The sequence below is a fragment of the Leucothrix pacifica genome, assembly GCF_003172875.1.
Lineage (GTDB): Bacteria > Pseudomonadota > Gammaproteobacteria > Thiotrichales > Thiotrichaceae > Leucothrix > Leucothrix pacifica.
The window spans coordinates 35,287-53,734 of the sequence record NZ_QGKM01000045.1; the positions used below are offsets into that span (position 1 = coordinate 35,287).

General features: G+C 45.8%; 17 protein-coding genes. 7 read left to right on the forward strand and 10 right to left on the reverse strand.

Translation table 11 applies throughout. From position 1 onward, the window contains the following. The first annotated feature begins 1 nt into the window (after position 1). Positions 2-484: an Lrp/AsnC family transcriptional regulator gene (locus DKW60_RS14860; RefSeq protein ID WP_109838447.1), complete on the forward strand. Its 483-nt coding sequence runs from the start codon at positions 2-4 to the stop codon at positions 482-484. 76 nt (positions 485-560) lie between these two features. Here the strand turns inward: DKW60_RS14860 and DKW60_RS14865 are convergent, their stop codons facing one another. Both DKW60_RS14865 and DKW60_RS14870 read right to left on the reverse strand, forming a co-directional pair. Then, positions 561-755 carry a CPXCG motif-containing cysteine-rich protein gene (locus DKW60_RS14865; RefSeq protein WP_109838448.1) on the reverse strand — a complete coding sequence of 65 codons (195 nt, stop codon included), beginning with the start codon at positions 753-755 and terminating at the stop codon, positions 561-563. Positions 756-769: 14 nt separating this feature from the next. Then, complete coding sequence (locus DKW60_RS14870) at positions 770-1,384, reverse strand: class I SAM-dependent DNA methyltransferase (RefSeq protein WP_109838449.1); 615 nt, start codon at positions 1,382-1,384, stop codon at positions 770-772. Between the two features lie 208 nt (positions 1,385-1,592). Between DKW60_RS14870 and DKW60_RS14875 the strand changes: the two genes are divergently transcribed. After that, entirely contained in the window at positions 1,593-2,117 is a 525-nt protein-coding gene (locus tag DKW60_RS14875) for a twin-arginine translocation signal domain-containing protein (RefSeq protein WP_109838450.1), read from the forward strand. A gap of 362 nt (positions 2,118-2,479) precedes the next feature. Continuing rightward, on the forward strand, positions 2,480-3,640 hold the full coding sequence (locus DKW60_RS14880; protein WP_181389717.1) for an aminotransferase: 1,161 nt from the start codon (positions 2,480-2,482) through the stop codon (positions 3,638-3,640). Positions 3,641-3,837: 197 nt separating this feature from the next. Here DKW60_RS14880 and DKW60_RS14885 read toward each other — a convergent pair whose 3' ends face one another. Then, positions 3,838-4,167, reverse strand: coding sequence for a DUF4144 family protein (locus DKW60_RS14885; protein ID WP_109838452.1), 330 nt, complete (start codon positions 4,165-4,167; stop codon positions 3,838-3,840). A gap of 110 nt (positions 4,168-4,277) precedes the next feature. On the opposite strand from DKW60_RS14885, the gene DKW60_RS14890 reads away from it, so the two are divergent. After that, positions 4,278-4,892: a cytochrome P460 family protein gene (locus DKW60_RS14890; protein WP_109838453.1), complete on the forward strand. Its 615-nt coding sequence runs from the start codon at positions 4,278-4,280 to the stop codon at positions 4,890-4,892. A gap of 157 nt (positions 4,893-5,049) precedes the next feature. On the opposite strand, the gene DKW60_RS14895 is transcribed toward DKW60_RS14890, so the two are convergent. Continuing rightward, a complete protein-coding gene (locus tag DKW60_RS14895; RefSeq protein ID WP_109838454.1) occupies positions 5,050-5,955 on the reverse strand; it encodes a fatty acid desaturase in 906 nt (301 codons plus the stop codon). Between the two features lie 92 nt (positions 5,956-6,047). On the opposite strand from DKW60_RS14895, the gene DKW60_RS14900 reads away from it, so the two are divergent. Further along, positions 6,048-7,790, forward strand: a complete 1,743-nt coding sequence (locus DKW60_RS14900) for a sugar phosphorylase (RefSeq protein ID WP_109838455.1) — start codon at positions 6,048-6,050, stop codon at positions 7,788-7,790. 83 nt (positions 7,791-7,873) lie between these two features. On the opposite strand, the gene DKW60_RS14905 is transcribed toward DKW60_RS14900, so the two are convergent. From DKW60_RS14905 to DKW60_RS14915, 3 genes are all read right to left on the reverse strand, one after another. Beyond that, the gene (locus DKW60_RS14905) at positions 7,874-9,091 is read right to left on the reverse strand and encodes a glycosyltransferase family protein (protein WP_109838456.1); all 1,218 of its coding nucleotides are present in this window, start codon (positions 9,089-9,091) and stop codon (positions 7,874-7,876) included. 26 nt (positions 9,092-9,117) lie between these two features. Next, positions 9,118-9,894, reverse strand: a complete 777-nt coding sequence (locus tag DKW60_RS14910) for an HAD-IIB family hydrolase (RefSeq protein WP_181389718.1) — start codon at positions 9,892-9,894, stop codon at positions 9,118-9,120. Between the two features lie 76 nt (positions 9,895-9,970). Beyond that, on the reverse strand, positions 9,971-10,864 hold the full coding sequence (locus tag DKW60_RS14915) for a LysR family transcriptional regulator (protein ID WP_109838458.1): 894 nt from the start codon (positions 10,862-10,864) through the stop codon (positions 9,971-9,973). A gap of 30 nt (positions 10,865-10,894) precedes the next feature. On the opposite strand from DKW60_RS14915, the gene DKW60_RS14920 reads away from it, so the two are divergent. Further along, complete coding sequence (locus DKW60_RS14920) at positions 10,895-11,707, forward strand: phosphate/phosphite/phosphonate ABC transporter substrate-binding protein (RefSeq protein WP_109838459.1); 813 nt, start codon at positions 10,895-10,897, stop codon at positions 11,705-11,707. Between the two features lie 38 nt (positions 11,708-11,745). On the opposite strand, the gene DKW60_RS14925 is transcribed toward DKW60_RS14920, so the two are convergent. Continuing rightward, a complete protein-coding gene (locus DKW60_RS14925) occupies positions 11,746-13,668 on the reverse strand; it encodes a putative bifunctional diguanylate cyclase/phosphodiesterase (protein ID WP_109838460.1) in 1,923 nt (640 codons plus the stop codon). Positions 13,669-13,911: 243 nt separating this feature from the next. On the opposite strand from DKW60_RS14925, the gene DKW60_RS14930 reads away from it, so the two are divergent. Further along, positions 13,912-14,880: a fatty acid desaturase gene (locus tag DKW60_RS14930; protein ID WP_181389719.1), complete on the forward strand. Its 969-nt coding sequence runs from the start codon at positions 13,912-13,914 to the stop codon at positions 14,878-14,880. A gap of 117 nt (positions 14,881-14,997) precedes the next feature. Here the strand turns inward: DKW60_RS14930 and DKW60_RS14935 are convergent, their stop codons facing one another. Together DKW60_RS14935 and rhuM are read right to left on the reverse strand one after the other, a co-directional pair. Continuing rightward, positions 14,998-18,087, reverse strand: a complete 3,090-nt coding sequence (locus DKW60_RS14935; protein WP_109838462.1) for a type I restriction endonuclease subunit R — start codon at positions 18,085-18,087, stop codon at positions 14,998-15,000. Next, positions 18,080-18,448 (reverse strand): RhuM family protein (rhuM, locus tag DKW60_RS14940; protein WP_146203493.1); only part of this gene is annotated, 369 nt, incomplete at its 5' end. The genes rhuM and DKW60_RS14935, both read right to left, overlap by 8 nt.

Here is an 18,448-nt window from a genome sequence, read left to right on the forward strand (position 1 = left end):
AATGAGCAAAAACAGCAAGACAGACAGGCAATTAGATCAGTATGACCATAATATGCTGGCCATTTTATCGCAGTACGGTCGAATCTCTGTCACAGACTTAGCCGACAAGGTTGGGCTGAGCAAAAGCCCCTGTCAGGTGAGACTAAAACGTTTGCAGCAGGATGGCTATATCAAAGGCTTTAGAGCGGAGTTGAATGCCGAGTTACTGGGGCTGGAGCATGTTGCTTTTGCTGAAGTAAAACTAAAAAACACCTCAGAGAGTAGCCTTGAAGCGTTTAATGAGGCTGCCCGCAAAATTACAGAAATTGAGCAGTGCCATATGATTGCAGGCGCATTTGATTATCTGTTAAAGGTACGAACGCGTGATATTCAGGCTTATCGGCGAGTGCTAGGCGAGAAAATTTCCACGCTGCCAAACGTGCAGAGCACATCGACCTATGTGTGTATGCAGGCGGTGAAGGAGAATGGGGTGTTGGAAGTTTAGCAACTCCCCAGTTCTATTGTGATGCTGGTTGCATTACTGATACCGACATGGCTATATCCAAACTGAGACCCGGCCATCACATCTCATCATCTGCCCTCACTGTCACGCGCATTTCTCCCATTTCATCTTCAGTAATCATGAAGTTAATCGGACGGCAACACACCTGACAGTCCTCGATATATTCCTGACCCACGTCCTGCGGATCAATCAACACATCCAGTGGCTCACCACAATAAGGACAACTAATCTCTTCCTCTTGCAATAAATCCATCGCTTTCCCTCTGCCTAAACCTGAGCCGTTAGTAGCAGCACAGGGTAATCTTTGCCCGGTTTACTAATCACACTAGCTTGCGAGACGTTGGCTTTTTTAAACCCCGCGTCAGTCGCAAAACGGATTAGGTCATCTGCTGAAAAGCCGTAGTGAAACACACCCGTGTCTTCGGTGTGAAAACTGCCATCTTCTGTTTCCAGGTCAGCCAGCGCGATAAATCCGCCCGGCTTCATCATCAGATGCATTTTTGTAAACATATCAGGCACGTCATCAATATGATGCATGGTCATTGAGGAGATAATGCCATCAAAGGTTTGCGGAAGTTCCTGTGTGCACAGATCCATTTGCAGAATCTCCAGCTCACAGGCGATATCGTCTTGTTTACTGCGCAGTTGTTCATTCATTGAAGCAGAAATATCAACCGCAGTGATCTTTGCGACCTGTGGCGCGATGCGCTCCAATAACATGCCCGTGCCAGACCCAAAGTCCATCAGGTGCATGTCTTTAGTGAGTTTGATTTTGTCACTTATGGCGTCAGCAATTTCATGGCGGGTGGCCACTCGGTTACTGTCGTTCTCATAATCTGCCGCTTTATTTTCGAAGTAGTCTTTGTTCGTCGCGTCGCTCATCACATCTGACTCTTACTAATGAATTAATGGCTAAGTAAATCAGATTAAATAGGCGTATGCACCCAAAGCTTCTTTAAATTGTTGTAATTAATTCTGCTGATTAGAATTGAACTTACTTGACATAAACTTGTTATAACATATATTGTTTAAACAAAACACTAGGAAACAACCTACCTGCATGACAGATCCATTGAGTCGGAGGACACAAATGCCGAAGAAAACCAACCCTATTACACGCCGCACCTTCTTGAAAGGGACGGCTGCCGTTTCCGCCTTATCAATCGGTGGTATTTCCAGCTTGGCACTAGCAGGTAAAGCAGCAGTTACAGACCCACTACTTTTTGATGAGGTTGCAGGTAACCGAATTCTAGGTAATGGTGATATTAAAATCATTCAGGAAACGTTGTTTGGTCGCGAGAAAGTCACGCTTATCAATGAAAGTGGCAAGCTGCAAATGCTGGACGTTCGCGAGCCTATCTCACTGTATCAAGTCGATGACACTCTGGTTGTTACTGTCAATCAGGATGACAAAAAAGCAGTCAATGGCATGATGGTGATGTCAGACGGTGATCGTTTAACGTTTGATGTGAAAGCGATCGGCATTGAGATGGCGGATGAGGCAAATCTGGCAGGTGTTGAGCTACCCGCTCTGACTAATATTGCTGAAAACCAACTTCAAATCAGCAGTGCACATCCTGTGTTTAACAGAACAGTAGACGTTCAGGTCGTTTGATTCAGGCCGCGCTAGCAACAAAAGGCAGTATCACGCTGTCACCATGGCAAAGTCATGAGTTTGTTGTGTCGACCAACAGCGGTGATTACCGGGGAATCAAGCCGTTGAGCACCGAGCTTCCGGTGACGATATTTGACTCACAAGCGTCATAATTACTCCATTCAAGCTTCCCCCCTGCGCCTGAGAGCTCTGGATAAACTGCACTAACACTAATGTAGCTATCTTGTTGTTCTCGGGCGTATTTTATTTGTGTGTACTATTTATCTTGGTAGTCATTCTCTTCGCTGGTAGTCTCAATAAGCAAACGAAGAGTTGTTTCACACGACTCATTTCAGCTTATGCAAACTCAACCGGAGAAACTCATGATCACCAATACTCACGTCGCACAGTGTTCTGCAGCCCCCATTGCCGAAGTAAAATCGTGGGTTAAAGATCCGGACTCTCCCAAGCTAATCGACATGTGTCAGGCAGTTCCTGCGCATCTTCCGGCACAAGCGTTACTTGATTATCTAGCTGAAGTGGTGCGTAATGGTGATGGAGCTGGTTACACCTCATGGGAAGGCATCGAGCCACTTCGTAGTGCGCTTGCAGATGATATTAACCAGCGCTATCAAGCCTCGATTACTGCCGATGATGCGGTTATAACGGCAGGCTGCAATCAGGCATTTTCCGCTGTCATCGACGCTTTGTGCGAGGAAGCTGATGAGGTGATTGTTGCCCTCCCCTGCTACTTCAACCATCAGATGTGGTTAAACATTCGTGGCATCGTTCCTCGCTACCTCACGCTCAATACCGATACCGCTATTCCGGACCCTGCTGAGGTGAATGATCTGATCAGTGAACGGACCAAAGCAATCGTGTTGGTGACGCCTAATAATCCTACTGGCGCAACCTATAGTCCGGAATGTATCGAGCAATTTTACCAACTAGCCAAAGCGAATAATGTGGCACTAATCGTTGATGAAACCTACCGTGATTTTATTGATTTAGACAAACCACCACATCACCTCTTCCAGCATCAGGATTGGTCGGATACCTTTATCCATCTCTATAGCTTTTCAAAAGTCTTTGCACTAACCGGTGAGCGAGTCGGTGCCATTGTCTGCTCACAATCTCTGCTTAAACAGCTGGAGAAAATACAGGACTGTGCCGTGATATGCGCGCCTCACAGTGGACAGCTTGCAGCGACTTATGGGATTAAACATCTGGCGGATTGGAAGCGTGAAAAATTCGAATCCATACAGCAGCGTGGTGAGGCGCTTAAACAAGCATTTAACCACTCTGATTTGAAATACAAACTGCTGAGCGTGGGCGCTTATTTTGCCTACGTGAAACACCCGTTTGCAGAAGACTCAATGACTGTCTCCCGACGCTTAGTGGAGGAGTTTGAGGTGCTTTCTATACCGGGAGAATCGTTTGGTGAAGATCAGGAGCAGTACATTCGTTTTGCTTTCGCCAATGTGGATGAGTCGCGTTTTCCTGACTTAGTAGAGCGCTTAATTGCGAGCCAGAAATCGCTGTAAGTTCGGGAAGAGAAGCTTTAACCAGAGCTAATTGCGAAGTTGCCAATGGTGCCGGCGATCATCATGGCGATGATAATTTCTAACGTCGGCTTAGTGTTGTTGCTAGTCGTCATCGCAGACTCTTAAAGTACGCCTGACTAAAGCCGATATATCCATCGGATGTTTAAACATGCATGATAATCGTAAAATTATAACTGCTACTTCAAGTCTCCAGCTGTCCCTACTGCTTCAGCAATCGAGTAAAATCCAAGCTTCGACACGCAGCAATTCTCCAGCGCTGAGGCATGCTCTCTCAGCATTAAAGTGATGTCATCCAAACTGATCTTATTACCTGTATTCTTGGGTGACGCTACACCATCAGAACCCTCTTCTAAACTGTAAATAACTCCAACTGAGTCAATCAGCTGATCAGCCTCGCTGTAACGAAATTCACTAAAATCCGGATCAGTCTCCCACTCAAGCTGAGATGCTACATACCCCAATTCATTATCACCATCGTATTTAATGACTGCTGGCCATGTGATCATTGCTCACTCCACTGATGTGAAAATAAATTAAAAAAAGTGAATCCACTTAGAATTTTGTCTGCGTAAACCCAAGCACAGATGATTATAAACAAGGACAAAAGGTGACGACCATGAAAAAGACATTCGTAAAACTTCAGGGACCTATTGCAATCACGACCGCATTAGCTCTGAGCACCGTCCTGACCGCTTGTATGTATGGCAGCTCTGGCTCTAATGAGACTAACAACACTTATCAACAAAACGGCATGATGAAAATGCAGGATAAGCAAGATGGCGATACCGCTGTCCCTGCTGATTATCGTAGCTGGCCTAAGTTTGTGAAGACGGTCGATAAAGTAAAGACCGCTCAGGTGCGTGAGTTGTATATCAATCAAGCTGGAATGAAAACACAGCGTGGTGATGATTTTCCATCAGGCACAATTTCTGTCATGGAATTATACGATGCGCAAAAGACGGCAGACGGTAAAGCAGTCATGGATAAAAACGGACGCCTGATCAAAAGTAAGTTATCGAAAATTTTCATTATGGAAAAGGGCGAAGGCTGGAAAAGTAAGCAGCCTGCCGGAACGATTGATAATGGAGACTGGATTTATTCTGCTTATCTGGCTGACGGAAAAACTCCGGCAACGTCTGACTTCGCAGCATGCAGAACCTGTCATTTACCATTAGCCGATGACGACTATGTCGCGCGTTATGATGAGCATTTCGATGTATACAAGCGTTAATCCATCTACACAAAAGTACTCTATATAAAAATAATAAACTCTCCCGGTGCGAACCATTTGGGTCAGTAACATCTTTGACTCCCTACAGAGATGAATGTTACTGGCCCAACGTTTTGCAGACCTGATCAGATAGCGATTTGACTCACATCATTAGCTATCAGGAATGAGGCTGTCGGGTGTTTTTCCAATAATCACGATTAAACCGCATATAACCATCAGACGTGACGGCCAAATATTGTTTGCTTAACTCATGCACCTCCGCCAGTTTATAAAATGGCACAGCTGGATAGACATGATGCTCCGCATGGTAAGGCATATTCCACGCTAGCCAACGCACCAGCTTATTCGTGTAAGTGGTTCGGGTGTTTTCAAAAAGATTGGATGTATGCGGACAGCCGGCATGTTCTGCCAACAAATACAAACGCAGAAACGGTTGGCCAAGTAATACCGGAACAATCCACACGCTCAACAACACGGTATTTCCTAATAAAATGGCAATAGCAGCTGCCACATATAAGGCCAGATAAATACGTGCCTCTCGCTGGATTCCTGCTGATTTACCTTCCGGGATATATACCTCATCAATAGTATTGGTGGCATTGCTCCATAATGACTTAGCGGAACCCCACCAAACCGTTAAACCACTGATATGTAATAAATATTGACGGTGCGTTTGTGGTTTATCACTCGCCAGTTCAGGGTCTTTTTCCGGATCATTCGTATGTCTGTGATGTTCCAGGTGAAACAATCGAAACCACTCTGGTGGCAGCAGCAAAATAAACCCACATAGATTACCCACTGCATCATTGATGTGTCGGCTTTTGAATGGTGTGCGGTGGCTGGTTTCGTGCAATAAAGTGAACTGGAAGACCAGCAAAATTCCAAGAGGTAACATGAAAACCAATTTGAGCAATAATGACTGACTCAGCAACACGAGTGCCATCAACACGGCAATCAATAACCACTGTTGCAACAGACGCTTCAGCCCTTCTACATCTGACTTTTGCGCAAAGTAGACTCGTTGTTGCTTAGTGAGTGATGCCATAAATTGACGTTGATTCATTACTATTCCATTTTAGTCAGAATTAAAAACAGGTAAAATCTAAGCACAAGCATCTCATTCGTTCGAAAACATCCAATTCAGGAGCATTCTACGTGACCGAGCTTAAACCGGCAGTACAAAAACGTATCCGTGACCGACTGACTAAGCTTTACACCCCGGAGCAGTCAGATGAACTACTCGCCAGCCTTCAGGAACGCATTCAACACTATAGTGACGACTTAGCCAACACCAACTTCAAACCCATCTGGGATGAAAAAGATGTCGTGTTAATCAGCTACGGCGATAGCATCACAAAAAAAGATGAGAAGTCTTCGCTACGCTGCTTAAAAACATTTGCTGATGAGCGTTTAACGGACTTATTCAGTGTGATTCATTTGTTACCCATTTTCCCCTACACCTCAGATGATGGCTTCTCGGTCGCAGATTATCGCTCGATTCGCTCTGATCTCGGGGGCTGGGGTGAAGTGAATGCACTGGGTGACAAGTTCGAGCTGATGTTCGACTTTGTACTCAACCACTGCTCACGCGTTAGCCTCTACTTTGCTGACTTTCGTGGTGACCGTGATCCTTACCGCGACTTCTTTATTTACGAAGATCCTGACGGTGACTGGTCGCAAGTAGTTCGTCCGCGTAGTACGCCTTTGCTTACCGAAATCCCAACCCACGATGGTTTGCGCCACGTGTGGACGACCTTTAGTGCTGATCAGGTTGATCTTAATTATCGCAATCCAAAAGTGCTGCTAGAGATGCTCGACATTCTGCTGTTCTATCTCACTCAGGGATCACGGATCACGCGATTAGATGCGATTGCTTTCTTGTGGAAGGAAGAAGGCACCAATTGCTTGCACTTGCCGCAAACTCACGAAGTTGTCAAACTGATGCGAGACCTGACTGAGGCTGTATGCCCTGGCTCGATCATCCTCACGGAAACCAATGTACCGCATGAGGAAAACATCAGTTATTTTGGGGACGGTGACGAAGCACAAATGGTCTATCAGTTCAGTTTGCCACCGCTGTTGCTTCACGCTATTCATAGCAGCAACACACTGTATTTATACGACTGGCTCAAGCACCTCACGCCCCCACCGGAAGGCTGCACCTACTTCAACTTTACCGCATCCCATGATGGTATTGGGGTGCGTCCATTGGAAGGTTTGCTACCGGATGAAGAGCTGAAACAACTGCTGGATGATATGCGTGCTGGTGGTGCTTACGTATCTACACGTCGCAATACTGACGGTGTGGATGTGCCTTATGAAATCAATGTCACCTACTATGATTCTTTCCGTAATGCAGGCCATCAGTCAGCACCCTGGCAGGTTGCACGCTTCTTATTATCACAGACGGTAGCCTTGTCATTGCGCGGTGTTCCGGGGATTTATTTACACTCCTTACTCGGCACTCCAAACGACCATAAGCGTGTTGAAGTCACCGGCATGACTCGCGCGATTAACCGTCATCAGTGGGATATGGATGAGCTATCTGCCCTGCTGGAAGTGCCGGAAAGCAGCACCTCGATCCTGATGGAAGAGTACTCACGACGTATCAAAATTCGTCGTGAACAAGCAGCGTTTCATCCGGATGCTGAGCAGTTGGTACTGGATCTCGACAATCAGTTATTAGGTATTATGCGCGTCGCGGAAAATGGTCAGAAAATTGTTGCGCTGTACAACTTTACTAAGACGTTCAAGAGTGTGAATGATGGTTTCTTGAGAGCCTTACTTGGTAGTGACCTTAGCAAGTGGCGGGATTTATTGAGTGATCAGGCTTTGACTCATGAGAATGGGGAGTTGAAGCTAAAGCCTTATGCTTGTCATTGGTTGACGGTTGAGTAATCACTGCTAGCTATTTAAATAAGCCGGTTTGGGACAACTCAAACCGGCTAGTGTTTTCCAGATGACACTATTACCTACACTGCCTAATCAGCATTATCCAACTCAACCGCCTGCAAAATTCGCTCCGATAAATCAGGCTCAGCACTCAACACCCGCATCCAGTTCGGGATAAACGGGGTCTCTCGCGGGCTTTCCATATAAGTATCGCCAGCATCCAGAATACTATTGGCAAAGCCTTCCACCGCGCGCTCTTCCGAGTGGATATCCACCGTCAATCCATTAATATGAGCATCCGCATCGTAACGCTCCAACATATCCAATGCTTCGCGAAGATACACTGCTTTTAGTGCGCGGAAGAATGCCTGATTCATAATCGTGCCTTCTGTGCCCAGCTTGCGGAACATCGCTTTGGCAATCTCATGTGCCATGCGCGATAAACCATCAGTGTAGTCGCCCTTACCCATTTCCTGATGTTTGTGGTCATAGTTATCAGCAATATCCACCTGACATACTCGTCGTGTTGTGGTGTTGCGGTATGCCTCAGAAAGAATACCGACCTCCAATCCCCAGTCACTCGGGATACGCATCGCTGCCAGCAAGTCAGTACTCAAAGAGAATTCGCCCGATAAGGGATAACGGAAAGCATCCATAAACTCCAGATAATCCGTGTGTCCAAGTATTTTCTTTAGTGAGGTAATCAGCGGCTGAACGAATAAACGCGTGACACGACCACTGAGCTGGCCTTTGCTGTTGACGCGGGTGTAGTAACCCTTACAAAACTCAAAATCCAATGCCGGATTAACAATGGGATAAAACAGTCGCGCCGGAATATCGCGTGTATAAGTGAGGATATCGCAGTCGTGCAGCGCCACAGCTTTACTGTTATTCGCCGCCAGAATATAGCCAATGCAATACCACACATTGCGACCTTTACCCGGTTGATCCGGTGCTAAACCGCGCGCTTCCAGTTCTCCGGCAATCTCCCGCAGTCGTGGACCATCATTCCACAAAATGCTCTTTTTCTGAGGTAGATCGCTAAAGAAGGATTTCGCAAACTCAAATTGTTCAGCATCCGCCTGATCCAGCCCAATCACAATCTCATTGATATAATCCGCCTGACTCAATTCCTTTAATATCCCCGCCAACGCCGGCCCTTCTAACTCAGAAAACAGAGAAGGCAGAATCAACGTCATGGGGTGGCGTTTTGAAAACTTACGCAGCTGATTTTCGATATGTTCCAGGTTGTAACCGGGCAGCTTATGGAGTGTTGTAATGGCACCGTTCTGTTTGAAATCAGACATACTTGTTCCTTGTATTGAATTAATTTTTATTCGTCTAGTAGTGCATTGATCGTTGCGCCCCAGCCTTGAGGTCCGGGCAGTTCTGTGCGAATAACACGTTGATCTTCTCTGTCGGGAATATCGATGTTAACGCCATCCGGATTGTAAACAATGATCGCAATATCAGCCGCAGCCAGCATGTCACGGTCATTTGGTCCATCCCCTAAGGCAATCACAACAGGCGTGTCGTCGCCTTTGCTATATTCCTGTTTGAGGTAATTCATGGCATGCACTTTGTCGGCATTACCCATCACATGCCAGAAGCGACCACCACGCTTTAAGCTTAAACCGGCACTCGCAAGTTGTTCACGGAACGGTTTGAGTAATGCTTCGTCATCTTGCCAAAGTAACGGCTCGCTAGCTAGCCTCGAGCCCGCGCGTTCGGCAGCCTCTACAGATAAGCCGGTAATCTCGGCTATCTGTTGAGCGCTCCAATCACTAAAACCTTTGAAGCAATAATCATGCCGCTCACGTAAATCAACGAGTTGCTGGCATATCTGCGAATAGTCCGCACCAAAAACGTGCATTTTTCCGGTATCCGGATAAGCAACTAAACTGCCATTTTCAGCAATTCGGGGAGAGTTGAGATTAAGATCTCTTGCAATGAATTCCAACTCACTGAGGGTTTTACTAGAGTTGAGAATAACAGGGATATCGAGCAATGAAAGCCTGTCTAAGGCGGTTTGAGCGGCAGCATGACTGTAATCGTGATGATCTAATAGTGTGCCGTCTAAATCGGTAAAAACTATATAGTTTTTACGCATGCGCTTACTCCTTTGTCGGTGAGATGAACCGAGTATAACAAGCATTTGAACGGCAAAAATTTAGATTTAGTTAGAATTATTCCTCTTTCACTGAAGATTTAATCAACTGCCAAACCGCGGCAGTTACAGGTGTTAATTCCAGATGCTTATTTCTGACCAGTACAATATCCTGAGTAGGCAATGACTCAACCAAGGGCCGGAACACCAAGTCTTTACCATCATAGCTTTTGGTACACAAAGGCTGTGTATACACCAACGACACACCTAGTCGGTTCGCCACCATGCCCCTTTGCAATTCGAAGTTTTGAGCGTTGTGTGCAATCTTCGGAATCCAGCCCAAACCACTCAGCGCCATCATCAGATAATCACTGGCATAAGGTGCATCAGACAGTACAAAAGGATGCTCTAATAATTTAACTAACGGCACTTGCTCCAGTGATGCTAATGGATGCTCTGCAGCCAACATCGCATGGGGCGACACGGTTTTCAGGCGCTCATAAACAAGCCCATCTTCCGGTAAAACTCCGTAGGTAATGGCAAGGTCAAGACCCCCACGCTTGAGTGCCGTTGGAATTTCATTGAGTCCCGCGTTCACGATACGTGCCTCGATGTCAGGATAAGCCTGTTGCATTTCGCGCAAAATTTCCGGAATATAATAGGGACTGATGTCCGTAAAACTTCCCAATGATACCGAACCAGCCATTTCCGTCGTGCAGTCGGAATACAGATTGCTGGCCATATTCAACAACTGTTTTGAGCGAATCATTAACTGCTGACCGTATGGCGTAGGCGTTACACCCTGCCCTTTAAGCCGGATGACCAACGTCTGCCCGAAGCTTTCTTCCAGCTGCTTAATCGCACCGGAAATAGAGGGCTGAGAAACGTGTAAAACGCGTGCTGCAGCGCTGGTGGAACGCAGCTCGGCAGCAGCGACGAAGTAACTAAGTTGTTTTAGGGAGTAACGTATCATCACCGCAATATATCACGAGGATTTTAGAGAGTGAGCAAGCAAGCCAGTTTACCGATGTATGACTTTCCGGAAGTGCGTGCAGCCACCGATGCATGGTGGGCTGGTGTACACAAACATATGCAGCGGGCCGGGGTTAGCGATGCACCGGCAGACTTGCTGCACGATCTACCGGTTAAATCACTGTGGCAGCACAAGGAGCTATTTCTCAGCCAATGCTGCGGCTTTGATGTGGTCTATGGGTTTAAACACTCACTGGACGTGTTATTGATTACCGACTGGGCAGTGGAAGGTTGTCACGATGGCTATTACAGCAGTTGGATTGTGGTGCACGAAGACAGTCCATACCAACACATTTCTGAGCTCTATAATAGCGAGGCTGTGATTAATGGCAGGGAGTCGCATTCTGGTATGCAAGGGTTGCTGGCAATGATTCAGCCATTCAGTAAGGATGGATTTTTCTTCCGGAAAATCACTGAAAGTGGCACGCATGCTGATAGCTTAGTAGCCATTCAAGGCAAAGCAGCGGATATTGCAGCCATTGACTGTGTGACTTATCAGTTACTGAAAACGCATCGCCCTTCGGCTATCCATGGCACAAAGATTATTGGTCAAACGGATGCAGCTCCAGCGCATCCTTACGTCACTAGTTGCAATACACCAAAAGACACCCAACATCGTATGCGAGATGCACTGGACGCTGCATTTAATGATGCATCACTCGATAGTGCACGTGAGACAATGCTGTTAAAGCAAGGCATCTTTGATCGTCAGAATGATTATCAAAAGATCGCCGATGAGTTTAGTTATGATCCGCGGCTCTTGGATGTGATATCGACTCAATAAGGCTCCTTGGCTTCAATTCGCCGAATATGGCTGTGCGGCTAGGCTGCCACCTCCATCATAGTCTGAGCATTCGCCAGAGACATTGGCTTGCCAAAATAGTAGCCCTGTAACTGATCACAACCCATGCCCGTTAAAATATCGACATGTTTATTACTTTCGACACCCTCCATCGTTACATACATATCAATACCATGACCTAAATCAACTACGGAACCAATCACCTTACCCAGCTTTTTTGGGTTCTGATCGTAGCCCACCAAGAACGAGCGATCGATCTTGAGCTTATCAAACTCATATTTCCAAAGATAAGCCAGGCTGGAGTAGCCAGTACCAAAGTCATCCATGGCCATTGACACACCTAGACTCTTGATGGCTGCAAGCTGTTTGTGGGTAGAGCCATCGTCGCCAATAAGCAGACTTTCAGTGACCTCCACTTCCAACCTATGGGGTGGAAAATCATGCTCATGAAGCAAATCTTTAATAAACACAGGCAAATCACCTTGCTCAAATTGAACCGCGGACAGATTGACTGATATAAATATATCCTTCGGCCAATCCTTAGCCACCTTCACCGACTCGCTCAATACCCACTTCCCGATGTCTCTAATCAAGCCTAAACGTTCAGCTGTTGGAATAAATTCATCCGGAGGAATGATCGCTCCTTGTTCATCCCTGAGTCGTAGCAACGCCTCGAAGCCGAGAATCTTTTTTGTCTCTGGCTGATTAATGGATTGGAAAAATAACTCAAGCCCAGTCTCGTCCACAGCTTTATTGAGTAATTTCTCCAGTTTTTGCTGATGTTTAAACTCGTCATTCAAATCATCAGAGAAGAACGTAATCGTATTCTTACCTCCATTTTTAGATTTATATAATGCGATATCAGCGGCATGTAACATATCTGACAGAGACTGGTCCTTGCTGGCAACATTCAATCCAATGCTGACATGACCGCGGATGGCCTGCCCCCGGTGAGACATGCCCTTGGCAACACTCGCCAAAACGTCCTGAGCAATCGATTGCAATTCTTCTTGCGACACGTCACCAATACAAGCCACAAATTCATCACCACCAAACCGGGCGAAAATCGCGTTTTCACCTAGCCTACTTTTTAAGGTATGCGCAACACTACGTAAAAAAGCATCGCCAGCATCATGACCGTACTCATCATTGATCTTCTTAAAATCATCAATATCAATGAAGAATGTTCCAATCGAATTGAAATCTTCAAAGTAAGTCTTGGCTGTTTCAGTAAATGAGCGGCGATTATACAAACCCGTCAGCGCATCAAAATTAGCGAGCTTTTCAGCTTCAGCTTTAGCCTTTTTAGCAGTGGCGCTTTCTTTGAGCAATCCAAGCGCCGGTAGCAAGAAGATGAATGCGCTAAATATTGGTAAAAACAGCGCGATCCAACTAAAACCATCCTTGAGTGACGCTGTCATCTCAGTTTGATCAATGTACACTTCCGCTACACCTACGTGCTTTCCCTGCTTATCTATGATTGGTACATAAGCCTCCACATAGACATCTGGTCTACCGGGCGTTTGTCGACCATCAAGCGTTGCCACATTATTGATGCCAGTCTCAAAAACTACGCGCGCTTTTTCATTATGACTATCACGGATGAGAGGTGCAGTGACTTGTGCGGTTTTATATTCATCTGAGCTAAATGCTGTAGAACCATCAGGGCGGAAAATTTTAAACAGAAATATCTCACTGTCTTCAACCGCAATATCGATAGTTTCCGACTGCTTTTGATCCGGCACCCCGCTTGAAACCAGCGTTTCGATACTGTCAAGATGAGCCACAAAGTGCTCTATCCAATGTACCGCTTCAGACTCGGCTTCTTTTTCAATGACATTCTCTATGGTTTTGGTGAGCATAAACCATATACCAAGCATTAACACACAGGTTGTTACGACCACTATGAGTAATGATGTGAGTGAATTTCTGTTTCTAATCATGGGGTAAACCTTTTCTGGTGACAGCTCATAACTGCAAATACATCATGAGACTCATGAGGAATCATTACACAGTTTTTGCTGTTTAAGGTGCTTACCCGATAAGGTGGCATATTAATGATGGATTTCACTTTCGATCTGCAGAAGTAATCAGCTTTTCTGATTTACAAGATCATTATTTGATAGTTCCTTTGCAATCAGAGTGACTGCTAGAGTGACCTGCACGATCATTGCGAGGTCACTGGATTGAAAACACAACACAATAGAGCGGAGAATAAGACGAGCCCTCAGTCGAGCTCGGTAAACCAATCCAAACACTTTCTTCCTGCCTCAACAGAGTGGCCAACGGTATGGGTAATTGTCGCACACTGGCTCAGTTTTACACTCCTCACCTATTGCTACCAACAACTACCACTCTGGCTAATCATCACGCTGGCTGCCTACACACTGGCATTGTTTAGTTCCTTGCAGCATGAGGTTTTACATGGCCACCCAACGCGCTGGGAATGGTTAAATCAGGCCTTGGTGTTTCCGGCGATTACCTTGTGGATTCCCTTTTCGTTATATAAAGAAACCCACCTGATTCACCACAATAATGATGACCTGACTGATCCTAAGCGTGACCCGGAAAGTTATTATGTCAGCCCTGAACGATGGAAGAACTTCCCTTACTGGGTAAAGCAATATTTTCGCTTTTACAACACCTTAAGCGGGCGCTTTTTCTGGGGACCTGTGCACATTGCTGTCGTGCTGTTTTACAGTGAATTACGCTTGATAATCAGTGGTAACCTGATCGCTCTTAAGCGTTGGTTAGTGCATGGCACCGCCTGTTTAATGGCGCTGTATTGGGTCATGGTCATCTGTGATATCCCATTCTGGGATTATCTATTGTTTTTTGTATATCCGGGACTCGCCTTATCACTGGTTCGTTCATTCTTAGAACATCGCATCGCGCATGACCCGAAACATCGCACGGTGATCGTGGAAGCCTGCCCGATTCTTAGTCTGGCATTCTTAAATAATAATTTACATGCAGTGCATCATGATCATCCGGGCTTGGCATGGTACAAATTACCTAAGGTCTGGAAAGCAGAACGAATGCAAATACTTGAAGCAAATGACCAGTACTACTTTTCGGGGTATTTGGAAGTAATTAGACGGTACTGGGGGCGTCCTAAAGAAGAACCCGTTTATTCCTCTACTGGCCGATTATAGTTGACAAAATAAATGATTCCCTCATAGTTAGTAACAACACGGCCCCTTTCAGTGATGTCATTATTGAATGATCTGCTTAGGGGTTTTTATTGCCCGCTATTCTGTGGTCAATGCCAACTAACTATCATCATCACCCTGCTCTTTATCCTGCAACGCTTTATAAACCTTATTCAGCAAATGCTCTGATGCCAGACTTCTAAACTCCGCATCCCCCATCAGCTTCTTAAAAATATCCTCATTGCCTTCCATTCTGTCAATCACAAGCCCTTCAAACGCCTTGTTAAACACATAACGAAAATCATCTTTCGAATTAGCGGACGCTGCTTCTTTTAAATCGCTATTAGTCACCGCTTCTTCTTGAATCTGGTCAAAGAATAGTTGATCAGCTTGCGTAAAGTCCGTGCCGAACCGCTCATTGAGAATATCAATCAGCTCGGAAAGTCGAATGTCTTCATCTCCAGCCTGACCAGTACCTACATCAGACGGCCCCTTCAAAGGATCAGCCTGACCGCCTTTTAAATCAATCTGCCCCTCACTGATTTTCTGCAGCCGGTAATACTCCAACTCAACATCATCCTCCAAATGGTAAGCGGGCCCTGATGCTCTTCGCGGCAATTTGGTTAGCAGAAAACGTAAATACGTATACAACTGCTCCAGATCAGAGTCCTGATAAGGAATCACCTGAGATAAGAATCCATACATATTACGGAAACTGACACACAACCCTTTAAGACTCTCCTGCTCGTCCTCCGGTAACGCCTTAAAACGCTCAACCGCTTTATCCAGCACACCATTCATTTTGCCATGATCAAGCACCGTCTCCTTTCGCCGAGGTTTAAAATAAACCCCGCAAAACTCCACAACCTCCTCCTCAAAGATCACACCCGCCTCATCGATCTGATGCTGAAGTCGATAAAGGTGCTGAGCATCCGTCAACTCCTCAGCAGGCGTTTGCACATAGAAAGGCTTGAACGCTTCAAAAATTTCATCCTGCTTGTTTCTGAAATCGAGTACAAACGTATCTTCTTTACCAGCGCAAGTACGGTTCAACCGTGACAGTGTTTGCACAGCCTGAATGCCTGCTAATTTTTTATCAACATACATGGTGTGTAACAAAGGCTGATCAAAACCCGTCTGATACTTCTCTGCAACCAACAAGACCTGATACTCATCAGAATCAAACTTCTCAGGAAGCTCGCTCTCCTTAATCCCGCCATTCATAGCCACTTCAGTCCAGCTTTTATCTGGCATATCCGGGTCAGGTAACACACCAGAGAAAGCCACTAAAGACTTAACATCCTTATAACCATTGGACTTGATATAAGCATCAAATGCCTGCTTGTAACGTACTGCATGCAAGCGGGACTCCGTCACCACCATCGCCTTAGCCCGGCCGCCAATTTTGTGACGGACATGCGTACGGAAATGCTCCACCATCACCTCCGTTTTTTGCGCCAGATTATGCGGGTGCAGCGTCAGAAAACGCGCTAAGGCACGCGCAGCCTTTTTACGCTCAACGTGCGGGTCTTCTTCAGCCGATTGAGTAACGCGAAAATAAGCCTCATAAGTCGTATAGTTTTTCAGTACATCAAGAATAAATTTCTCTTCAATGGCCTGCTTCATCGTGTAACCGTGAAAAGGAGATGTACCACTCGGGCCGGGCTCATCAAACACCTTCAACGTTTTATATTTCGGCGTTGCGGTAAAGGCAAAAAAGCTAATATTCGGCTGCTTACCACGCTTCAGCATCTCCCTCACAACCTGATCCATTTGATCCTGCTCGTCTTCACTCAGGTTTTCAAGATCCAGCCCATTGTCTTTCACATAAGTCGCCGAGGCATCTGCTATACCATCCTTATTCAATACCCCCTTCAACTCCATTGCACTTTCGCCGGACTGTGAGCTATGTGCCTCATCCACAATCACCGCAAAGCGCTTACCTTCCGTGCTTAATGCAATCGCTTCATCACCCGCACGATCTTTATTCAGCTTCTCCAACGTTTCAGCAATAAACGGAAACTTCTGTAAGGTACTAATGATAATCGGCGTGCCGCCCGTCAACGCCTGCACTAACTGGCGAGTGTCCTCATCAATCTTCTGAACAACACCCTGTTTATGATCAAACTGATAAATAGTTTTTTGCAATTGCTGATCCAGTACTCTGCGATCCGTAATCACCACCACTGAATCAAAGATCTTCTCATCCTGAGCATCATGCAAACTACTTAAACGGTGTGCCAACCACGCAATAGAATTTGACTTACCTGAACCCGCGGAATGTTGAATTAAATAATTATGCCCAGAGCCTTTAGCCCTGGTGTGTGAAATCAACTTTCTTACCGCGTCCATCTGATGATAGCGCGGGAAGATCATCGTCTCCTTAGTGATTTTCTTAATGCCCTTGTCCGTGAGAATCCGTTTATCCTCCACTTGCAAATGCATAAAACGCCCGAGAATATCCAACAGACTGTCACGCGCAAAAACCTCTCGCCACAAATACGCCGTTTTATAACCACCATCCGCCGCTAAAGGGTTTCCCGCTCCATCATCACAGCCCAGATTAAACGGCAGGAAAAAGGTTTTAGCACCACTTAAACGCGTACTCATAAACACCAGATTTTCATCCACTGCAAAATGAACTAGCGCCCTCTTTTTGAACTGAAACAACAGCTCGTTGTGATCTCTGTCTTTTTTATACTGTTTCTTTGCCGCCTCAACATTCTGATTACCAGGCAACTCGCTTTTTAGCTCGATAGTGATAATGGGCAAGCCATTCAGAAACAGCACCATATCCAAGGATTTACCGTGCTTCTCACCATAGTAAAGCTGGCGCGTTACACTCAGCACATTCTCAGCATAAAGCGCCCAGCTCTCAGGATTTTTATTATTATTCGGCGCGAAGCTGGCTACTTTAAATCGCTTGCCATACACCTTAAAGCCGTTACGCAAGATATTCAGCATTCCCTTGGTACTTAGCTCTTTAATCAACCCATCCAGTAAAATACCCTCAGAAGCAGCACCATGTACCGCGACTAAACCCGACCACACCTTTTGCTGAGTAGCTTTGATAAAGTCAATAACTCGCTGTGGCTCCATCGCCTTCTCAGCATCATAATCACCGGACTGACCTTTTTCATACCCATGGACATTTAGCAAACAGTCTTCGATCGCTGTTTCGAGCTTTTCCTCGGTGTGCCGTTTACTCATCGCTTTCCTTCCTTGTTAGCAACGCTTTAACTTCCCGGTCAAAATCTGATTCAATCTTTTGTTGCTTATTGAATTTGTCATATTCCGCAAAGGCTTTCTCTTTTGCCTGAGCGCGCGACACCTTGCCGTAACCTTCCAAAATCTCGTACTCATTAAACGCCAGAAACTTATTCACACTCTCAGCAAAGCCTTCCATCGTAAACGAACTACGCCGCTCAATAATGCCTTCGATGTAATCGAAAAAACCCGACACTGTGCGCTCTAGTTGTTTTATTTCAGGCTCAGACAGATAGTTTTTGCCAATAGTGGTATCCGATTTTAAAACACGCCCATCCGGTGCATTTGAGTTATGATTGAAAGT

Excerpts from the sequence above, each read along its gene's own strand:
- DKW60_RS14860 (WP_109838447.1), top strand. The coding sequence starts at position 2 with ATGAGCAAAAACAGCAAGACAGACAGGCAATTAGATCAGTATGACCAT.
- DKW60_RS14925 (WP_109838460.1), bottom strand. The coding sequence starts at position 13,668 with ATGATTAGAAACAGAAATTCACTCACATCATTACTCATAGTGGTCGTA.
- DKW60_RS14885 (WP_109838452.1), bottom strand. The coding sequence starts at position 4,167 with ATGATCACATGGCCAGCAGTCATTAAATACGATGGTGATAATGAATTG.
- DKW60_RS14870 (WP_109838449.1), bottom strand. The coding sequence starts at position 1,384 with ATGAGCGACGCGACGAACAAAGACTACTTCGAAAATAAAGCGGCAGAT.
- DKW60_RS14865 (WP_109838448.1), bottom strand. The coding sequence starts at position 755 with ATGGATTTATTGCAAGAGGAAGAGATTAGTTGTCCTTATTGTGGTGAG.
- DKW60_RS14895 (WP_109838454.1), bottom strand. The coding sequence starts at position 5,955 with ATGAATCAACGTCAATTTATGGCATCACTCACTAAGCAACAACGAGTC.
- DKW60_RS14910 (WP_181389718.1), bottom strand. The coding sequence starts at position 9,894 with ATGCGTAAAAACTATATAGTTTTTACCGATTTAGACGGCACACTATTA.
- DKW60_RS14880 (WP_181389717.1), top strand. The coding sequence starts at position 2,480 with ATGATCACCAATACTCACGTCGCACAGTGTTCTGCAGCCCCCATTGCC.
- DKW60_RS14915 (WP_109838458.1), bottom strand. The coding sequence starts at position 10,864 with ATGATACGTTACTCCCTAAAACAACTTAGTTACTTCGTCGCTGCTGCC.
- DKW60_RS14905 (WP_109838456.1), bottom strand. The coding sequence starts at position 9,091 with ATGTCTGATTTCAAACAGAACGGTGCCATTACAACACTCCATAAGCTG.
- DKW60_RS14890 (WP_109838453.1), top strand. The coding sequence starts at position 4,278 with ATGAAAAAGACATTCGTAAAACTTCAGGGACCTATTGCAATCACGACC.
- DKW60_RS14935 (WP_109838462.1), bottom strand. The coding sequence starts at position 18,087 with ATGAGTAAACGGCACACCGAGGAAAAGCTCGAAACAGCGATCGAAGAC.
- DKW60_RS14875 (WP_109838450.1), top strand. The coding sequence starts at position 1,593 with ATGCCGAAGAAAACCAACCCTATTACACGCCGCACCTTCTTGAAAGGG.